Source organism: Thomasclavelia cocleata, assembly GCF_900102365.1.
Taxonomy (GTDB): Bacteria; Bacillota_I; Bacilli_A; order Erysipelotrichales; family Coprobacillaceae; genus Thomasclavelia; species Thomasclavelia cocleata.
In genome coordinates this window covers 1-17,470 of record NZ_FOIN01000054.1, presented here as the reverse complement: position 1 = coordinate 17,470, position 17,470 = coordinate 1, and the positions used below count along the sequence as shown (strand labels likewise).

14 protein-coding genes are annotated in these 17,470 nt (G+C 30.4%); 3 read left to right on the top strand and 11 right to left on the bottom strand.

Annotated features, from left to right (window positions below; translation table 11 throughout):
* On the bottom strand, positions 1-4,368 hold a 4,368-nt coding region (locus tag BMW96_RS14260; RefSeq protein ID WP_177165854.1), incomplete at its 3' end, for a glycosyl hydrolase family 95 catalytic domain-containing protein.
* A 390-nt stretch (positions 4,369-4,758) separates the two neighbouring features.
* Here BMW96_RS14260 and BMW96_RS14875 point away from each other — a divergent pair.
* Together BMW96_RS14875 and BMW96_RS14870 are read left to right on the top strand one after the other, a co-directional pair.
* Positions 4,759-4,854: a tyrosine-type recombinase/integrase gene (locus BMW96_RS14875; protein ID WP_092356661.1), complete on the top strand. Its 96-nt coding sequence runs from the start codon at positions 4,759-4,761 to the stop codon at positions 4,852-4,854.
* Between the two features lie 111 nt (positions 4,855-4,965).
* Positions 4,966-5,502 carry a tyrosine-type recombinase/integrase gene (locus tag BMW96_RS14870; RefSeq protein ID WP_092356659.1) on the top strand — a complete coding sequence of 179 codons (537 nt, stop codon included), beginning with the start codon at positions 4,966-4,968 and terminating at the stop codon, positions 5,500-5,502.
* A 197-nt stretch (positions 5,503-5,699) separates the two neighbouring features.
* Here the strand turns inward: BMW96_RS14870 and BMW96_RS12785 are convergent, their stop codons facing one another.
* Together BMW96_RS12785 and BMW96_RS12780 are read right to left on the bottom strand one after the other, a co-directional pair.
* Positions 5,700-7,355 carry a DAK2 domain-containing protein gene (locus tag BMW96_RS12785; RefSeq protein ID WP_092356657.1) on the bottom strand — a complete coding sequence of 552 codons (1,656 nt, stop codon included), beginning with the start codon at positions 7,353-7,355 and terminating at the stop codon, positions 5,700-5,702.
* Positions 7,356-7,367: 12 nt separating this feature from the next.
* Entirely contained in the window at positions 7,368-7,724 is a 357-nt protein-coding gene (locus tag BMW96_RS12780; protein WP_092356655.1) for an Asp23/Gls24 family envelope stress response protein, read from the bottom strand.
* A 223-nt stretch (positions 7,725-7,947) separates the two neighbouring features.
* Here BMW96_RS12780 and rpmB point away from each other — a divergent pair, with 223 nt between their 5' ends.
* The gene (rpmB, locus tag BMW96_RS12775) at positions 7,948-8,133 is read left to right on the top strand and encodes a 50S ribosomal protein L28 (protein ID WP_003536741.1); all 186 of its coding nucleotides are present in this window, start codon (positions 7,948-7,950) and stop codon (positions 8,131-8,133) included.
* A 155-nt stretch (positions 8,134-8,288) separates the two neighbouring features.
* On the opposite strand, the gene BMW96_RS12770 is transcribed toward rpmB, so the two are convergent.
* The 8 genes from BMW96_RS12770 to BMW96_RS12735 form a co-directional block, all read right to left on the bottom strand.
* Positions 8,289-9,797 (bottom strand): response regulator transcription factor, encoded by a 1,509-nt coding sequence (locus BMW96_RS12770; protein ID WP_092356652.1) that lies wholly within the window; start codon positions 9,795-9,797, stop codon positions 8,289-8,291.
* Positions 9,790-11,247, bottom strand: a complete 1,458-nt coding sequence (locus tag BMW96_RS12765; protein ID WP_092356649.1) for a sensor histidine kinase — start codon at positions 11,245-11,247, stop codon at positions 9,790-9,792. Before BMW96_RS12765 ends, BMW96_RS12770 begins: the two co-directional genes overlap by 8 nt.
* Entirely contained in the window at positions 11,244-12,182 is a 939-nt protein-coding gene (locus tag BMW96_RS12760) for a substrate-binding domain-containing protein (RefSeq protein WP_092356646.1), read from the bottom strand. The genes BMW96_RS12765 and BMW96_RS12760 overlap by 4 nt, the downstream gene beginning before the upstream one ends.
* 97 nt (positions 12,183-12,279) lie before the next feature.
* On the bottom strand, positions 12,280-13,401 hold the full coding sequence (gene dnaJ, locus BMW96_RS12755) for a molecular chaperone DnaJ (RefSeq protein WP_092356643.1): 1,122 nt from the start codon (positions 13,399-13,401) through the stop codon (positions 12,280-12,282).
* Positions 13,402-13,456: 55 nt separating this feature from the next.
* Complete coding sequence (gene dnaK / locus BMW96_RS12750) at positions 13,457-15,268, bottom strand: molecular chaperone DnaK (protein WP_092356640.1); 1,812 nt, start codon at positions 15,266-15,268, stop codon at positions 13,457-13,459.
* Positions 15,269-15,284: 16 nt separating this feature from the next.
* Positions 15,285-15,824 (bottom strand): nucleotide exchange factor GrpE, encoded by a 540-nt coding sequence (grpE, locus tag BMW96_RS12745; RefSeq protein ID WP_092356637.1) that lies wholly within the window; start codon positions 15,822-15,824, stop codon positions 15,285-15,287.
* Between the two features lie 11 nt (positions 15,825-15,835).
* Positions 15,836-16,876, bottom strand: a complete 1,041-nt coding sequence (gene hrcA / locus BMW96_RS12740; protein WP_092356665.1) for a heat-inducible transcriptional repressor HrcA — start codon at positions 16,874-16,876, stop codon at positions 15,836-15,838.
* A 268-nt stretch (positions 16,877-17,144) separates the two neighbouring features.
* On the bottom strand, positions 17,145-17,470 hold a 326-nt coding region (locus tag BMW96_RS12735), incomplete at its 5' end, for a hypothetical protein (protein ID WP_218139428.1).

Sequence of the window (17,470 nt, the reverse complement as noted above, 5' to 3'; positions counted from 1 at the left end):
ATCAGCTACTTCAACTGCTATTTGTAAAGCTAGTTTATTAGCCTGATCTTCAACATCAATTTTTTCAAGTGCATTGATTGCATCATTAAGAGCTTCAATTACTTGATCTACTTCCTGTTTTGAAGCATCATCATTATCATAAACTATCTTAGCAGAGTCTAAAGCTTTATTTAAATTTATAACTCCAGATTCTTTATATTCACTTAAATCTTTTCCATCCCAAGCTAAAATTAAATTATTTAACTGTACTTTATATTCTGCCTTATTAACTAATGCTTCGTATCTAGTCTTTAATAATTCAACAAGCTCATTTATTTCAGTTTGACTATCAGCTACTTCATATTTATTTTTAGCTTGATCAAATACTTCTTGGTACGCATTTACTGTTTCAATAAAATATTTGGTCAAATCAGTATCAGTAAATTTTTTCATTTCATCTGCTAAAACTGTATAATCAAATGGATCATCTTTACTTCCTTTTGTTACTTGATAGTAATCAAAAGATACTTTTGAATTAGAACCTAATGGTGCATCATTTGGACAATCTTTAACTATTACTTTTGCAGAGTGTTTACCATTTCCTAAACTTAAATCTTCAAAAACTTTAGATTTTGGTTCACTACCTATAACAGTTGTAAAAGTAGAAAATAACCCTTTTGAAACCCCATCAATTTGTACTTCAATATTTGCTCCAGCATAATTGCCTGATGCTTCAAGTTTCATAAAGTATAATGCTAACCCAGTACCTTCAAATTCAAAAGTGAAACTAGCATCTTTTGCTGTCGATTCAGTCACAGTACCATTTTCATGTTTTGAATCATTCCAAGGACTCCAATTATTACCATAAGTAATCGAACTATCACGATCATCATATTTAACTGATGTAACATCTTTTACAACATTAATTGTTTTTTCTGCAGTTAATGTTGAATCTGTTTTATCTGTTGCACAAACTACTACACTTCCAATATGATTTACTGTCAATAATCCCTCATTATCAATACTAGCAATATTTGAAGGTAAACCTAAGTTGTTTTTTACACTCCATGTAACACCTTCACCACTTGCTCCAGCTGGTAAATATTTAGCCTGCATTTGCATAGTATTAGTTTCATTTAAATTAATAGTATCACTAACAGATGTTATATCAAGACCAGTAACCTTAACATCTCTAATAATTTCAAAAGCATCTAGCGATATTTTGGCTTGTTTGACTACTAGTTCTACTTTATGAATTCCATCTTTTAATCCTGTTATCTCCGATAACACCTGTTGCCGTTTTGTTGATGAACTATTAGTATCAACATTACTTGCCACTATTTGGTCATCTATATATAAATCATAAGTATGTGTATCATTAGCCTTCATACCAATTATTTTTAGACCAGTACCTGAAAAATAGAATTTCATTGTATCGCCATTAGTATATGTATATTTTTCTGTTCCTAAATATTGTCCTCCATCAGACCAATCACCCCAACTACCTGTATAAGTAATCAAAGAATTACGATCATCCATTTTTTCAATATTACCAATATCAAGAGGGGTTAAAGCTGCTGTCATTTCCCCTTCACCATTTTTAGTAACTGCAGCCACCTTATATTTAGCACCAGCTATATATATATCAGTATATGAATTTGTATCAATAGTAGCAACCTTTTTATATGTACCATCTCCATCACTACGATATACATTATAAGAACTGATTCCAGCTATTGTATCAAATACAACAAATGTTGATTTTCCATTACTATATACTTCAGCATTTTCTGGTGCTTTAATTGGTTTTTCTGGAATATCTTCAATTGTATATGTCTTATTCTTTTCAGTTGCAAAAGTAATCTTATTATTTGCATCTTTTGTAAAAAGTACTTCATCTCCATTTTCATCTAATACACTTGCTTTAGAAATATTTGGATACTGAATTGTACAATCCTGTCCACCTTTAGATAAAATAACTGCATTAGTTAAATTACTATTTTGCCAATCCATTGTAATTTCAAAGTTACCACGAGCTAATAAACCACTAACATGTCCAGTTGCCCAAACATCTGGTAAAGCAGGTAACATATTGATATAGCCCATATTACTTTGCATCAGCATTTCAGCAACCCCAGCTGTATAGCCAAAGTTACCATCAATTTGAAATGGCGCATGAGCATCCCAAAGATTTGGATAAGCACCTCTATTAAAGAATGCCTTGATAATATCATAGGCATGGTTACCATCGCCAACACGAGCCCAGGAATTTAATCTTTGACCCATACCCCAGCCAGTTGCATCATCTCCACGATCTGTTAATGATACAATAGCTGCATTCAAATATTCTTCATTATCAAAACTAATCAAATCTCCTGGGAATAATCCTAACAAATGTGACATATGACGATGTTTACGTTCACTTCCTGATACACTTCCTAGCGTTGTTTCAGAATACCATTCTTTAATTTGACCATCATCACCTATTTCAATTGGATCCAATTTATTTTGAAGTTCTTTCCATTGAGCTGATAAATCAGCATCTACCCCTAAAGCCTCTGCTGCTTCGCAAGCATCTTTAAATAACTGCCATACTAATGATTGTTCATAAGTATTACCAGCTGTATATGGACCATGCTCTGGTGAATATGCTGGTACTGTAACCATTCTACCAGTTTCAGGATCTTCTTTTAAAATCTGTTGATACAATTTTGCTTCTTCTTTAAGCATTGGATAAATTTTTTCTTTTAAATAAGTTGTATCTCCTGTATATTCATAATATTCATAACAATTTTGTAAAATCCATGGTACTGCTGCTGGTGACCAGCCCCAGCTAAATGCCCAACCTGGGCAAGTCCATCCAAAAGGTGTATTTTGTGTATGTGCAGTAAATCCATTTTCAGGATTATTTTCATCACTAACTACTCCAAAATATGTCTTAGCTGTTACACGTCCTGGTTCTCGAAGTGAATCGACATAATCAATTAATGGTGTAGCACATTCCTGCATATTTGTAACATAAGTTGGCCAATAATTCATCTGTAAATTTACATTCATATGATAATCACTACCCCAAGGAACACGATTTTCATCACCAACACGATTATTCCATACCCCTTGTAAATTTGCAGGTAAATCACCATCTCTCGATGAAGCAATTTGTAAATAACGACCATATTGGAACAAAACTGTTTCTAAAGCACGACGGTCAGTTTCAGAACTACTACCATTTTTATATGCTTCTAATAATGTATCAGTAGGCATATCAGGTACATCCTGTCCTAAATTCAATTCTACACGATCAAAAATTTCTTGATAATCATTTAATGCATTTTCTTTTACACTTTCATAACCAGCACTATAAGCATCATCTATACTTTTTGCAACTCTAGTGTTTAATTGCTCATCAGTTTCATTTGTACGATAATTTGGATATTCATTTTTATAATCTGTAGAAGCGCTAACAAAAATGTGTACTTCACTAGCATCTTTAACTGTTAGTGAGCTTCCTTTAGGTTCAACACTTCCATCCACTGGATAAACTCTTAACTGCCCATTTAATTTTAACTGATTATCATTCATTTTCCCTGCTACTGTTATTTTATCATCACTAGCTGTTGTAGTAACTGTCTTTTGTAGTGATGATGAAGTTGCATTATCAATTGGAAATGATACATCAAAATTCATCTTATCATTACCCTTGGCACTAACTTTCATAGCAATAACATCATCTGGATAACTAGCTAAATATTCACGATGATAATCTGTACCATTTAATGAAAAATCTACATTAGCTAAAGAAGTATTTAAATCTAATTCTCGACGATAATTTTCTACATTACCACTCAATTTAAAATCTAAATAAATATCTCCAAAAGACTGATATGAACCATAACCATCTTTTGCACCAATAATCTTTCCACACATAGCTTTAGCATCTTGACCACTTAAAAAAGCTTCTTGAACACTTTTTACATAATCAGCCATTGATTGATTTCCAACAGTATCAATGTTACCACCATTATAATTTGGACGTGAATCACTTGGACCACCATTCCATAATGTTTTATGATTAAAAGTTAAATGTTCTTTACTAACTTCACCATAAACATTTGCCCCCATATAAGAATTCCCTATTGGAAGGCTAAGTTGTTGCCAACGATTATCTTCTTCAGTCGTTCCAAAGGCACCTTCACGTCCAGGAATTAATGTTCCTTGACTAACAGGCTCATCAAAATAAATCTTTAGTGCATCTTTTACTGTTTTTGAACTAGATAATTCCATAGAACCAGCTTCAGCTTGTAAATTTGCCATTGGTAAACAAACTAAGGTTAAAGCACTAGTCAAAAGTATTTTTGATAATCTAGCAAACTTCTTTTTGTTTTTCATTTTCTTCTTCCCCTTTCCTTAAATATATAAATCCATCTTCCCACGCTAAAAAGATAGCGTTTACATACCTATTAACATTTAAACATATATTTTTTTCTAAAACAAACGATATAAAAAAATGAGTAATTTTTTGAAACAATTGAATAATAAAATACCCCTTAATAACCAAAAATAAAATATTTACCTACCTATAATAATCATAAGCCATAAATTTACATAAGATATTAAATAATATAATTACATCTATTATAATAAAAAATGAGTCATTAAAACTCATTTTTGCTTGATCTAGTTTCATTTTCTATTTTTTCTAAAAAGCTATATTCTTCACCAAGTTTAGTTACATCAAACTACATCATACTTTTATTTAGCTAGTATCTCACTTCTGCCATGCTCACATCAACAATCAATATTGTAAAAATGCATATACTTCCCTATTTTAAAGATATGAAGATTTCTCAAATCAATCCTTTAATCGTTCAATAATTTTTAATTCATTGCAGTAAAAATAAAAATCGTACATTGACACCTTCTCATTGAAAAACGATTAAGACTAAACTCCATTCAATCCTACAATATGCTGTTGAATTAGAATGAATTAATAAAAATCTTTGTAGTAAATATAAAATAAAATCTAAGAAGTCCCCAAAAGATAAATACATTTTCTCTATTCAAAACATCAAAAAAATTTATTCTTATTTAAAAAATGAAAATATTTATGATGATATCATTAAATTTCAACTTCTTACAAGATTACGCATTGGTGAAATATTAGCTATCACAATGAATGATATTAACAAATATATTTCAAGGGTAAATAAACAATTTATTGTTGGTACTCCTAAAAGTAAAAGTTCTTATCGAAGAATCTATATTAATAAGCTTTTAGAAGAAATCATTCATCGTAACTTGAAATCTAACCTTTTATTTTCAATTAATGATAGTTATGTTTATCATGCAAACATTCGCTCAAGACTCAAAATTATTCTTAAGAACCCCCTTTATCATGATCTAACAACACATGATTTAAGGCATATTAATTCATCCCTACTTCTTTACAATGAAATTGATTTAAAAAGTATCTCATCATATTTTGAACATAGTAACATTAGAATGATATCTATTTACATATAACATATGAAATAAGTAAACAACTATCTTTGAGTATTGAAAATATATTCTCTAAACTTAAAAAGTAATCCCCAAAATAAACACCTGGATTTTCCTAGAAAAAGAAATCAATGATACTTTATCATACTACAAGACACAAAAAAACTCGAATTTATCGAGCTTTTCGTATCTTATTGTATTTTTTAGTATTGTTAAGTATTTTACTCTACACCTACAATAAATGAATATACAGGTTGTTTGCCATTAATAACTTCTAATTCAGCATCAAAATTATCTTCTACAAAACTTTCTATTTCTTCAATATCTTCATCATTAACATCTTCACCATAAATCAATGTAATCAATTCTGCATCTTCATCAACTAGGCTTTCTAATACAACTTTTAAAGCTTTTAATTTATTATCTTTACAAGCTACGATATTCTTTTCAACTAATGCCATATAATCATTAGCTTTAATTTCAACACCGTCAATTACAGTATCTTTAATCGCAAAAGTAACTTGACCAGTTTTTACATTTCCTATAGCTTCATTCATTTCATTAATATTATCATCTAAAGAAGCATCAGGATTAAACATAATACAAGCAGATAGCCCTTGTGGAATTGTCTTTGTAGGAATAACAACTACATTTACCTCATCTTCTAATATTGTTGCTGTTTGCTGTGCTGTCATTACAATATTGGAATTATTTGGTAAGATTATTACATTTTTAGCATTAACATCTCTTATAGCTTGTACCATATCCTCTGCAGAAGGATTCATTGTTTGCCCTCCACTTACAACATAATCACAATGCAATTCTAAAAAAGAATCTTTTAATCCATCACCAGCACACACCGAAATAACCGCAGTTTCTTTTGGCTCCAGTTGTGTTTTAGCTTTATCATCCACCCCAACGATCGTACCTGCGTTATTTTGAATTGTATCGGCCTGTTCCTGCATATTTTCAATCTTTAATTTAACAAATTCTCCAAATCTTTGAGCAATATTTAAAGCATTCCCAGGTTTTAAAGTATGAACATGCACTTTAACAATTTCTTCATCTTGTACCACTACAATACTCTCTCCAGGAATTCTTGCTAACTCTTTTTTTAATTGATCTTCCTTAAATTTATCAATTAAAGAAGGTTCTAAACGTAGAATAAATTCAGTACAATATCCATACCCTTCTTCTCCAGCTTCTACCTCTGCTACAGCATCCATTGAAGAAGTTGAAGTTTTAATTTCTACATAATCTATTCGCTCACCAGCTAAAGCTGCCATAAATCCAGTAAATACTAATAGCAGACCTGCTCCACCACTATCTACTACACCAACTTCTTTCAATACTGGTAATAATTCTGGTGTTCTTTCAAGTGAATCTTCTGCTTCCTTTACAAAATAAGAAAAAACATCTTCAATATCCATTCCTTCTTTTGCATATTTAACAACTGCTTCACTTGCTTCACGAATTACTGTTAAAATCGTTCCTTCTACTGGTCGCATTACTGCTTTATATGCCACCTTTGCCCCACTCTCTAAAGCCTGAGCCCAAAGTATAGCATCAGCATCTTCATGATCCTGTAAAGCCATTGCAACACCTCTAAAAATCTGTGATAAGATAACCCCTGAATTACCACGAGCACCCATTAACAGCCCTTTAGACAACTTTTTAGAAATTTCTCCAATATTGTTAGATTCTAAATTTTCAATTTCCTTAGCACCTGCTAAAAAAGTTAAAGACATATTAGTTCCTGTATCACCATCAGGCACAGGAAATACATTTAATGCATCAATTTCAGTATGATTATTGTGTAAAGTATTAGCCCCACACAATACCATCTCTTTAAACAATTTACCAGTTAATACTTTCATCTTCTATCTCCTCTACTCTATTCCACGTACACCTTGAACATATACATTCACAGCTTCAACATTGACATCTAAAGTAGATTCAACTACATATTTAACTTTCTTTTGCACCTCATGTAAAACTTCTGTCATTTTAATCCCATATCCTAACAATACATAAAGATCCAAAATAAGACCTGTTTCACCATCACGAGCAACTATCCCTTTTGAATAATTTTCTTTACGCAAAAGATCATAATAACCATCTTTCAATCTTTTTCTACTAGCCATGCCAACTACACCATAACATTCAATTGCTGCCCCTCCAGCAATCGTAGCAACAACATCTAATGATATATTGACAGTACCCATATTATTATTTTTTTCAATCATCTATATACCTCCTTGTATATAATTCAATTATATTCATCTTTAACTAATTATATCTTAAAAAACAGTTCTTGACAATTCTTACACTAGATTTTATTTTAACAGAACTCCTTTTTATTTCAAGAAAAAAATTTTATTTTTTTAAAAAAAACAATTGATTTTCATGCCAAATAATGATAATATATGCGAGTACGTAAAAACACTACTAATAAGAGGAGGAGAACCAATGTCAAGAAAATGTCAAATCAGTGGTAAAGGACCTATGTCTGGAAACACACGTTCTCATGCATTAAACTCAAGTAGAAGAAAATGGAATGTTAATTTACAAAAAGCTACTATTTTAGTAGATGGTAAACCTACAACTGTAAGAATTTCTGCTAGAGAATTAAGAACTTTGAGAAAATCAGCTTAATAATATAAATAGTACTTAAGGTACTATTTTTATTTTATCCAACTATTATTACTCTATAACTTTTATTTAAAATAATCAAAGAGGAATACTATAAATACTCCCCTTTGATTATTTTAATTATTTACAAATCCTAGACTATTTTTACTAATATATAATTAATCAAACTTTGATTTATATTCTTTTGGTGTTAATCCAGTAACCTTTTTAAAAACCTTAGAAAAATAATTATGACTGCCAAAACCTAATTTAGATGCAATTTCTTTAATTTGATAATTCTCTTTTAGCATCTCTTTTGCTTTTTCAACTCGATATTCCGTTACTAAATCGGTAAAATTTTTAGATGTATGAGTACTTAAAAGATTACTTATATAAAATGGAGTAACACCTAAATATGATGCTACACTATTTAATGTTATAGGGCTTTTATAATTTAATGATATATATGCTAATGCCTTTTTTACTAAAACATTTGATGACTTAATATTTGCATTTTCAATAAATCTGACTAAACTATTTACAAAATCATTAATCTTATCCAACAAATCACGATAAGGATTATCACTATTTAACTCTATTAGATATTCTTTATCTTGTAAATCTATACTGGAATTAAATTCCTGATTAAACAATATTATTAATGTTTGATTAAAATCATAAATTATTTTTAATAATGTTTCCCTATCTAAATATAGTATTTCCAAATAAAACAAATTAATTCGACGCTGCATATTTAAAGTATCAAATTTCAAAAAATCTTTAATTAAATTCTGACATAATTTTTTCATATCATGTAAATAGTCATTCAATTGATTATCCAGATTACTATTTTCCTTTAATTTAATGGGATGCCCAACATTTCTTATCGCATTAACATAAGAATCATAAAAACTCTTGTAATTCATGCATATAGTACCAACGCCTATTTGATCTAGTCCATCAAAATATTTCTTTATCATTGCTTCAAAAATAGCTATATCCTGTTTAGATAATCTAACAAAACTAAATACAAACAAAACATGAACTTCAAAATAACTATCAATCATACAACGACAACCAAGATCCCCCATCTCAGTTATAAATAAATGAACTCGATGTTTTTGAAAACTATCTTCTTGAAATACTATGCAAAATCCTGATTTAGGAGCGATATTTAACAGTGAAAAATATTTTCTTATTTCCTCATACCGAGAGTTTTGAACAATGCTATGAATACAATCACTTTCTACAATTGGTTTAATTTCCTCCATTTTTAAAACCAGTTGAGTTGCCTGATTCTTCTCACTATTTCTACTATCAATTTTATTAATTATCTGATAAATTGTATTGCACATTTTTTCAATCGAAACAGGTTTTAAAATAAAATCTTCAACCCCTAATTTTATTGCTTCTTTAGCATATTCAAAATAGCTGTATGAAGTCAAAACTAAACTTATGATATCTTTATTCATCTTTTTTGCAAACTCAATTGTTTCCAAACCATTAATACCAGGTAGATTAATATCACTCACTATAATTTGAACATCTTCATCTTTTAATATTTCCAATGCTTCCATACCATTAGATGCATTATAAACAACTAATGATTCTGCAAAGTGTTCTTTCAACAAAGATACAAGTGCCTTACGCTCTATTTCCTCATCCTCAACAACTAATATTTTATACATAAGTTTCCTCCATCTTAATTTTAATGATCACTTCAAAACCACAACCAGGATAACTATTAAAAGATATTTGAGCAGTATTTCCATAAAACATTCTAATTCTTTGAATTACGTTATATAACCCTAAATTCTTCTTATCATTATCAATTTGAAAATCATTAATAATTCCTTTTTCTAATATCTCTGTCTCTACACCAATTCCATTATCACTTACACTAATAATAATATGATCATCAAGATGATGAACATTTATAATTACCTCACCATCTTCAATAACGTCTTTCAATCCATGTTTAACTGCATTTTCAACTAGTGGCTGGATCAATAAACCAGGTACCTGAATATTTGGCAATTCTTCTTCAACTGTCAAAATAAATTTTATTCTTTGATGAAATCTTTTTTCTTGGATATATATATAATTTTCAATTGATTCTATTTCACTATACAAATCACTAGTTTTATTAGCTTTATCCAAAGCATATCGAAGTAACATTGATGTCCGATTAACCATTGCACTTGTATCCATAGCATTTTCTCGATACGCAGTTTTATAGATCATATTTAAAGTATTAAATAGAAAATGTGGATTAATTTGATTCTGTAATAATTTTAACTCACTTAAAGCTAATAATTCATCTTTACGCAAATTCTCATTTTCTTTCTCTAATAATTGATGTTTTAATTTAGCTTTTTCTTGTTCATTTAAAATATTTCTTTGTACATGCTGAGCCATATCTTCTAAAGCTAAACATAAGCTTTCCATTTCAGTTGATGTACCAGAAATACTTGAAAGATCATATTCTCCACGTTTAATTAATTTTATATTATTTAGTATCTGATATAAAGGCTGCGTAAATGATCTAATTGTAATAACGGAAAATAAAACCAGCCAAATAATTCCTGCTATCATTATGATTGCTAAAACAATGAAAAGTAAATTTTCATAATTATGAATTTCTTTTCTTTGAGCTTTAATATCTTCGGTTAAATATTCATAATATGTAGTACTCGTTTTTTCAATTAAAGCATATTGGGTCAATAATTCATTATATTTTTCCTGATACCCACTCCCTTTAAAATCTTTAGCATCAGCAGCGGCGCTTTGATAACTATCTAACATATTATTAAGCAATTTGATACGCCAACGATATGTTTCATCTATGTTATTATCAATATTTCTTAGTTTATCCAAAGCAATTCCAATACACCGATTATATGTATCAATATCTTCTAGATTTTCTGTATATAAATAACTTTTAAAACTAAAATTTGCTTGAGAAACATAATCGTAGAACCCATTTATATCATCATATAACTGAATTGCATCATTATATTTATTAGTTGTACTATGGCTTAAAACATAATACATTACCATAAACAAAGACATTACACAAATCAAACTCAAATTCAATTTTAAAATACTGTTCTTAAAACTTATCTTAGATCTCTTCATTTTAATTCCTCTTGGTAATTAGACACATTTTCATCAGTAACCAGCACTAGTTTAACACTATTGATTTTTTCAGATAATTGTTTATCATTAATAAGATAATCATATAACCAGTTTGTGGCATCGTATCCATAGTTATAAAATGAAGTTACAACACTACCATCAATCTGCTTATCTTTTATTAATTTAATAGTATCTGGCATATCATCAACACCATATACGAGCATTTTATCACGAACTTTTAATTCCTTTGCTGCTTCATTACAAAAAACTGCGGACTCCCCAGCAAAATTTATTGCTACATTAATACTAGTTGTTGACAAAATATTTAACCACTCTTTTTTAGCTCTAACTGAATCAGATTTTGATTCACTAACTATTTTAATCTCATAACCCCCAGGATGTTTATTAAAGACATTTTTTATTTCATCAACCTGTTGACTTGCAATATCAAAACCTTTTTCAGCTACTTGAATGCCGATTTCTAAAAAAGTATCTTTCCCTAAATTCTTTTCAATATCTATCAAAAAAAGTTCTGCCTGCTCATTAAAATCTTTTCCCAAATAAGCAAACCGTTCACTATCTTTAATATCTGAATCTACTAATAAAATTGGAATACCTTTTTGTTTAGCTTTATTTATTATTGATGAATCAATAACTCCTTGAGTTATAATTGCATCCGCTTTTTGAGCAATAGCTGTTTCAATTACTTCCTCCATTTTATTTGTATCAATTGCTGTAGGACCTAACCAATCACCATTAATATTTTTTTCTTTACAAGCTTCATCAAAACCAATCTTTGCTTTAAGCCATATTTCATGTTCTTTTAAGGGTGTTGCATAAACAAAATAAAGTGATTTTTCTGTTGTTATTTTAGAATTATGATTACAACCTGTCAAAATCAAAAACATCGATACCAAACATATTACTTTTTTCATTATTCCACATCCTTTCCATCATTTATAATTATACATTATTTTATAATTAAAAGATAAAAAAACTGAAACTTTCTAAATGAAAATTTCAGTCTATTTTTTATCTTTTAAATTGTCGTTTAAATGCATCAAAGATCGATTCTTTCTTCTTAGATAATTTAGAAAGCTTATTATATAATTCACGTTCCTCAAATGATAATTTAGTTGGTATCTTAACTTCTATCTTAACCATCTCATCACCATAAGTTGAACCTCTTAAATCTTTAACACCTTTACCCTTTAAACGTAAAACTGTTCCTGATTGAGTACCAGCAGGAATTTTAACTGTAACATCGCCTTGTACTGTTGGAACATCAACCTCACAACCTAAAGTTGCATCAACATTCGATACTGGAATTGTAATGTGAATATTACGACCCTCTCTCTTGAAATGTTCATGTGCTCTAATTTGTATTTCTACAAACAAGTCACCATTTGGTCCACCATTGCTGCCACGACCACCTTTACCAGCCACACGAAGCTGCTGGTTAGAATTAATTCCAGCTGGTATATCTAATTCAACAGTCACTGTTTTTGTTTCATAGCCTTTACCATGACAATGTGTACATTTATCACGAACAACTTTACCTGTTCCCCCACATTCAGGACATGTTGTTTCAGTTACAAATGTACCAAATGGGGAACTTTGCTGCTGCTGTACAGTTCCACGTCCACCACAACGTGAACATGTATGAACATCATTAGGATTCTTAGCACCTGTACCATTACAATGACTACATGGTGCATCATAGGTAACTTTAACATCTTTTTTTACACCATTTACAGCTTCCATAAAATCAATATTCAAACGCATTAAGCGATCTTCACCACGTCTTGGACCAGTATTTCTTTGGCGACTTCTTCCCCCTCCAAAGAAAGAACCAAAAATATCACCCAAATCAACATCTTCAAAACCAAATCCACCAAATCCACCAGCACCACCATTACCAGCTCCTTGTTCAAAAGCAGCATGACCAAAACGATCGTATGTGGCTTTTTTATTTGCATCAGATAAAACTTCATAAGCTTCCTGTACTTCTTTAAATTTCTCTTCTGCATCAGGATCTTTATTTATATCAGGATGATATTGCTTTGCTTTTTTTCGATAAGCTCTTTTAATCTCATCAGCTGAAGCCTGTTTTGATACCCCTAAGACTTCATAATAATCTCTTTTATCAGCCATCTTTCCACCCTCTTTACATTATTTAAAACCAAGGCAAAGCCTTGGCTTTAATAAATTAGTTCTTTTCTTCAAAATCAGCATCAACAACATTGTCATCTTGAGCATTTGTTGCACCAGTATCACCAGCACCTGCTCCACCTTGTTGTTGATAAGCATATGAAGCCATTTGTTGTGCCATTTGTTCTAATTCAGACATTTTAGCTTCTAATGTTGCCATATCATTGTTATCTAAAGCTGTTTTTAACTCATCTTTTAGCTTTTGAGCAGATTCTTTTTGAGTAGCATCGATCTTGTCACCTTGTTCTGCTAAAGCTTTATCAATTTCATTAATCATTTGTTCTGCTTTATTTCTAGTTTCAATTTCTTTACGTTTCTTTTCATCTTCAGCTTTATTAGCTTCTGCTTCTTTAACCATTCTATCAATTTCATCATCACTTAAACCAGTAGAGTTTTGAATAACGATAGATTGTTCTTTTTGTGATTTTAAATCTTTAGCTTTAACATTTACGATACCATTAACATCAATACTGAAAGTTACTTCGATTTGTGGCACTCCACGAGGAGCTGGTTCAATACCATCTAATTTAAATAAACCTAATTGTTTATTATCTTTAGCCATTGATCTTTCACCTTGTAATACGTTGATATCTACAGCTGGCTGATTATCAGCAGCAGTTGAGAATACTTGAGACTTAGTTGTTGGAATAGTAGTATTTCTTTCGATCAATACAGTCATTACTCCACCCATTGTTTCAATTCCTAATGATAAAGGTGTAACATCTAACAATAATACATCTTTAACATCACCTACAATAACTCCACCTTGAATAGCAGCTCCCATAGATACAACTTCATCAGGATTTACAGATTTATTTGGTTCTTTTCCTAATAATTTCTTAACTGATTCCTGAACTGCAGGAATACGAGTTGAACCACCTACTAATAATACTTGATGAATTTCAGTTGGATCCATACCAGCATCTTTTAACGCTTGACGGACTGGAGTTTCAGTTCTTAAAACTAAATCACGAGTTAATTCATCAAATTTAGCTCTAGTCAATGATAACTCTAAGTGTAATGGTCCAGCTGCACCAGCTGAGATAAATGGTAAAGAGATTTGTGTTTGCATAGTTCCAGATAAATCTTTTTTAGCTTTTTCTGCAGCTTCTTTAATACGTTGCATTGCCATTTTATCATTAGATAAATCAATACCTTGTTCCTTTTTAAATTCATCAACAACCCAATTCATAATTTTTTCATCAAAGTCGTCTCCACCAAGTTTATTATCACCAGCAGTAGCTAAAACTTCAAAAGTTCCATCTGCTAAATCTAAGATAGATACATCGAAAGTTCCTCCACCTAAGTCATATACTAATACTTTTTGTTCTTGATCTAATTTATCAAGACCAAATGCTAATGCTGCTGCAGTTGGTTCATTAATAATACGTTCAACTTCTAATCCAGCAATTTTACCAGCATCTTTAGTTGCTTGACGTTGTGCGTCATTGAAATATGCAGGAACTGTGATAACTGCTTTTGAAACTGTTTCACCTAAATATGCTTCTGCAGTAGCTTTTAAATTTTGTAAGATCATTGCTGAAATTTCTTGTGGTGTATAATCTTTTCCATTAACATGTTCCTTATGGCTTGTACCCATATGACGTTTTACTGACATTACTGTTTCTGGATTAGTAACAGCTTGACGTTTTGCTGCTTCACCAACAATAATTTCTCCATTTTTAAATGATACTACTGAAGGTGTTGTTCTATTTCCTTCAGGATTAGCGATGACTTTAGATTCACCGTTTTCCATAACACTAACACATGAATTTGTAGTACCCAAGTCAATACCAATAATTTTGCTCATAATTAAATCCTCCTATTTATTCACTTACTTTTACTAAAGATGCACGAATTACGCGATCTTTTAATTTATATCCTCTTTGTAACTCTTCAACAATCATATTTGATTTAAAGTTATCATCTTTTACAGTCATTACTGCTTGATGGAAGTTTGGATCAAACTCTTCACCTTCGGTTTTTATCACTTCAACCCCCTGTGACTGTAAAACCTGCATTAACTGATTATAAATCATTTCATATCCTTTTAAGAAATTTTTTATTTCTTCACTAGGATTTTCAACTGTTAACGATCTTTCAAAGTTATCAACTACTGGTAGTAATTGTTCAATAAAAGACTGCATCATAAATTTCATTGTATTAGCATGTTCATTTTGTAATCTTCGTTTAAGATTCTCCATGTCAGCAAATACTTTATAATAATCAGTTTTCCAAGTATTTACCTCTTCTTCCAGAGCCTTCAGCTGCTCTTCAACAGTAACTTCTTCAGTCTCTTTTTTTTCATTTTCTTGATCAACAGCCTCATCTACTGCATCTTGATCCATTACTTTTTCCTCAGCCATTACATTCACCTCTATTCATCGTTTGAATCATCTGATTCATCAAAGAAAGCCTGTTCAATATTCTTTGAAATATACTCTACTAACGAAACTACTTTTTCATAAGGCATTCTAGTTGGCCCTATTACTGAAATAGATCCTTTGGTTGTTGCTCCTGTTTTAAACGAAGCAGATATTACTGAAACATCATCGATATCATTGATTGGCGAATCAGTTCCAATTCTCACCGTTACCCCTTCTTCATCAGATAAAGGCTGTAAGGCATTCCATACTTGAGAGTTTTCAAATGCACTAACGATTCTTCTTAATTTATTTACATCGTTATATTCAGGTTGATATAACATATTCTCTTTTCCAGAAAAATAAATGTTGCTTGAAGCAAATCTTACAAAAGCTTCTAGAAAAGCATTAAATAATTCCTCATGTTCTTTAATCTTAGCTGATAAAACTGGTTTAACATCACGCTCTAATCTAAATGCTACTCGATCAATTGGTGTTCCAACTAACAATTCATTCATGACATTAACACAACTCACCAAATCATCAATATTATGATGACGATTTAAATCAAAAACTTTATTTTCAACATACCCTTGATTAGTAATAATAATTGTTGTAACCCGATTGTCACTTAAAGGTACAATATTGATTTGTTGTAAAGTATCTTCACTAGAATCAGGTCCTAAAACTACTGATGTTAAATGAGTTAGCTCACTGAGCATCTGACAACTTTCATGAATTATTTCATCAAGTGTTCGATGACGATCACTAAAAATTTGTGCCACCTGACTTTTTAAGCTTTCATCTAAATCCCTTTTAGCAAGATTATTAACATAGAATCGATATCCTTCTACTGAAGGAATCCTTCCAGAAGAAGTATGGGTCTTTTCTAAATAACCATATTCTTCAAGAAAACTCATCTCATTACGGATGGTTGCACTAGAATAAGGCAATTGATAATTTGTCATCAGAGCTTTAGAACCAACTGGTTCAGCTGTTTCAATAAACTCATCAACTATACATTTGAAGATTAATAATTGCCTAGTTGTAAGCATCATTTTCACCACCCTTAGCACTCTTTCTTCCTTTGTGCTAAATACATTATACATCAATTATTAGCACTGTCAACATCTTTGTGCTAAAAAAAGAAAAAAGAAAACTAAAGTGTTAATCTAAAAAAGCTATAAGATAGATTTTATAAACTATTTTGCCATTTTTACCAATAAATAAATCATATAACTCAATCATTTATAAGATTATAGATAGTTATTTTATTAACTTAGATATCTTGAAAAAGACAATCTTATCTCGATTGTCTTTTTACTAATTACTATTATCTATCCTTTCTTTAAATACTTTAAATTCATCTTCTTCAAATATATATTTGTTTATTAGTTTTAACTGTTTTTCACTTAATCCTTCTATCCATTCACTGCATTCCTGATGATATCTTCCTTTAATCATTTCTATATAAATATCTCTTTTTCCTATCTCTATTCCCTCTTCTAATCCCTTACTGTGATACTCATCTTTAAATGATTCTGTTCTTATTCTCGCTAACGCTAACTGATTTGCTATCGACCACATTGGCTCATTATTTCTAAACTTGTCATACATCTTTATCACCATCCCGATTATGTCTTCTTCTT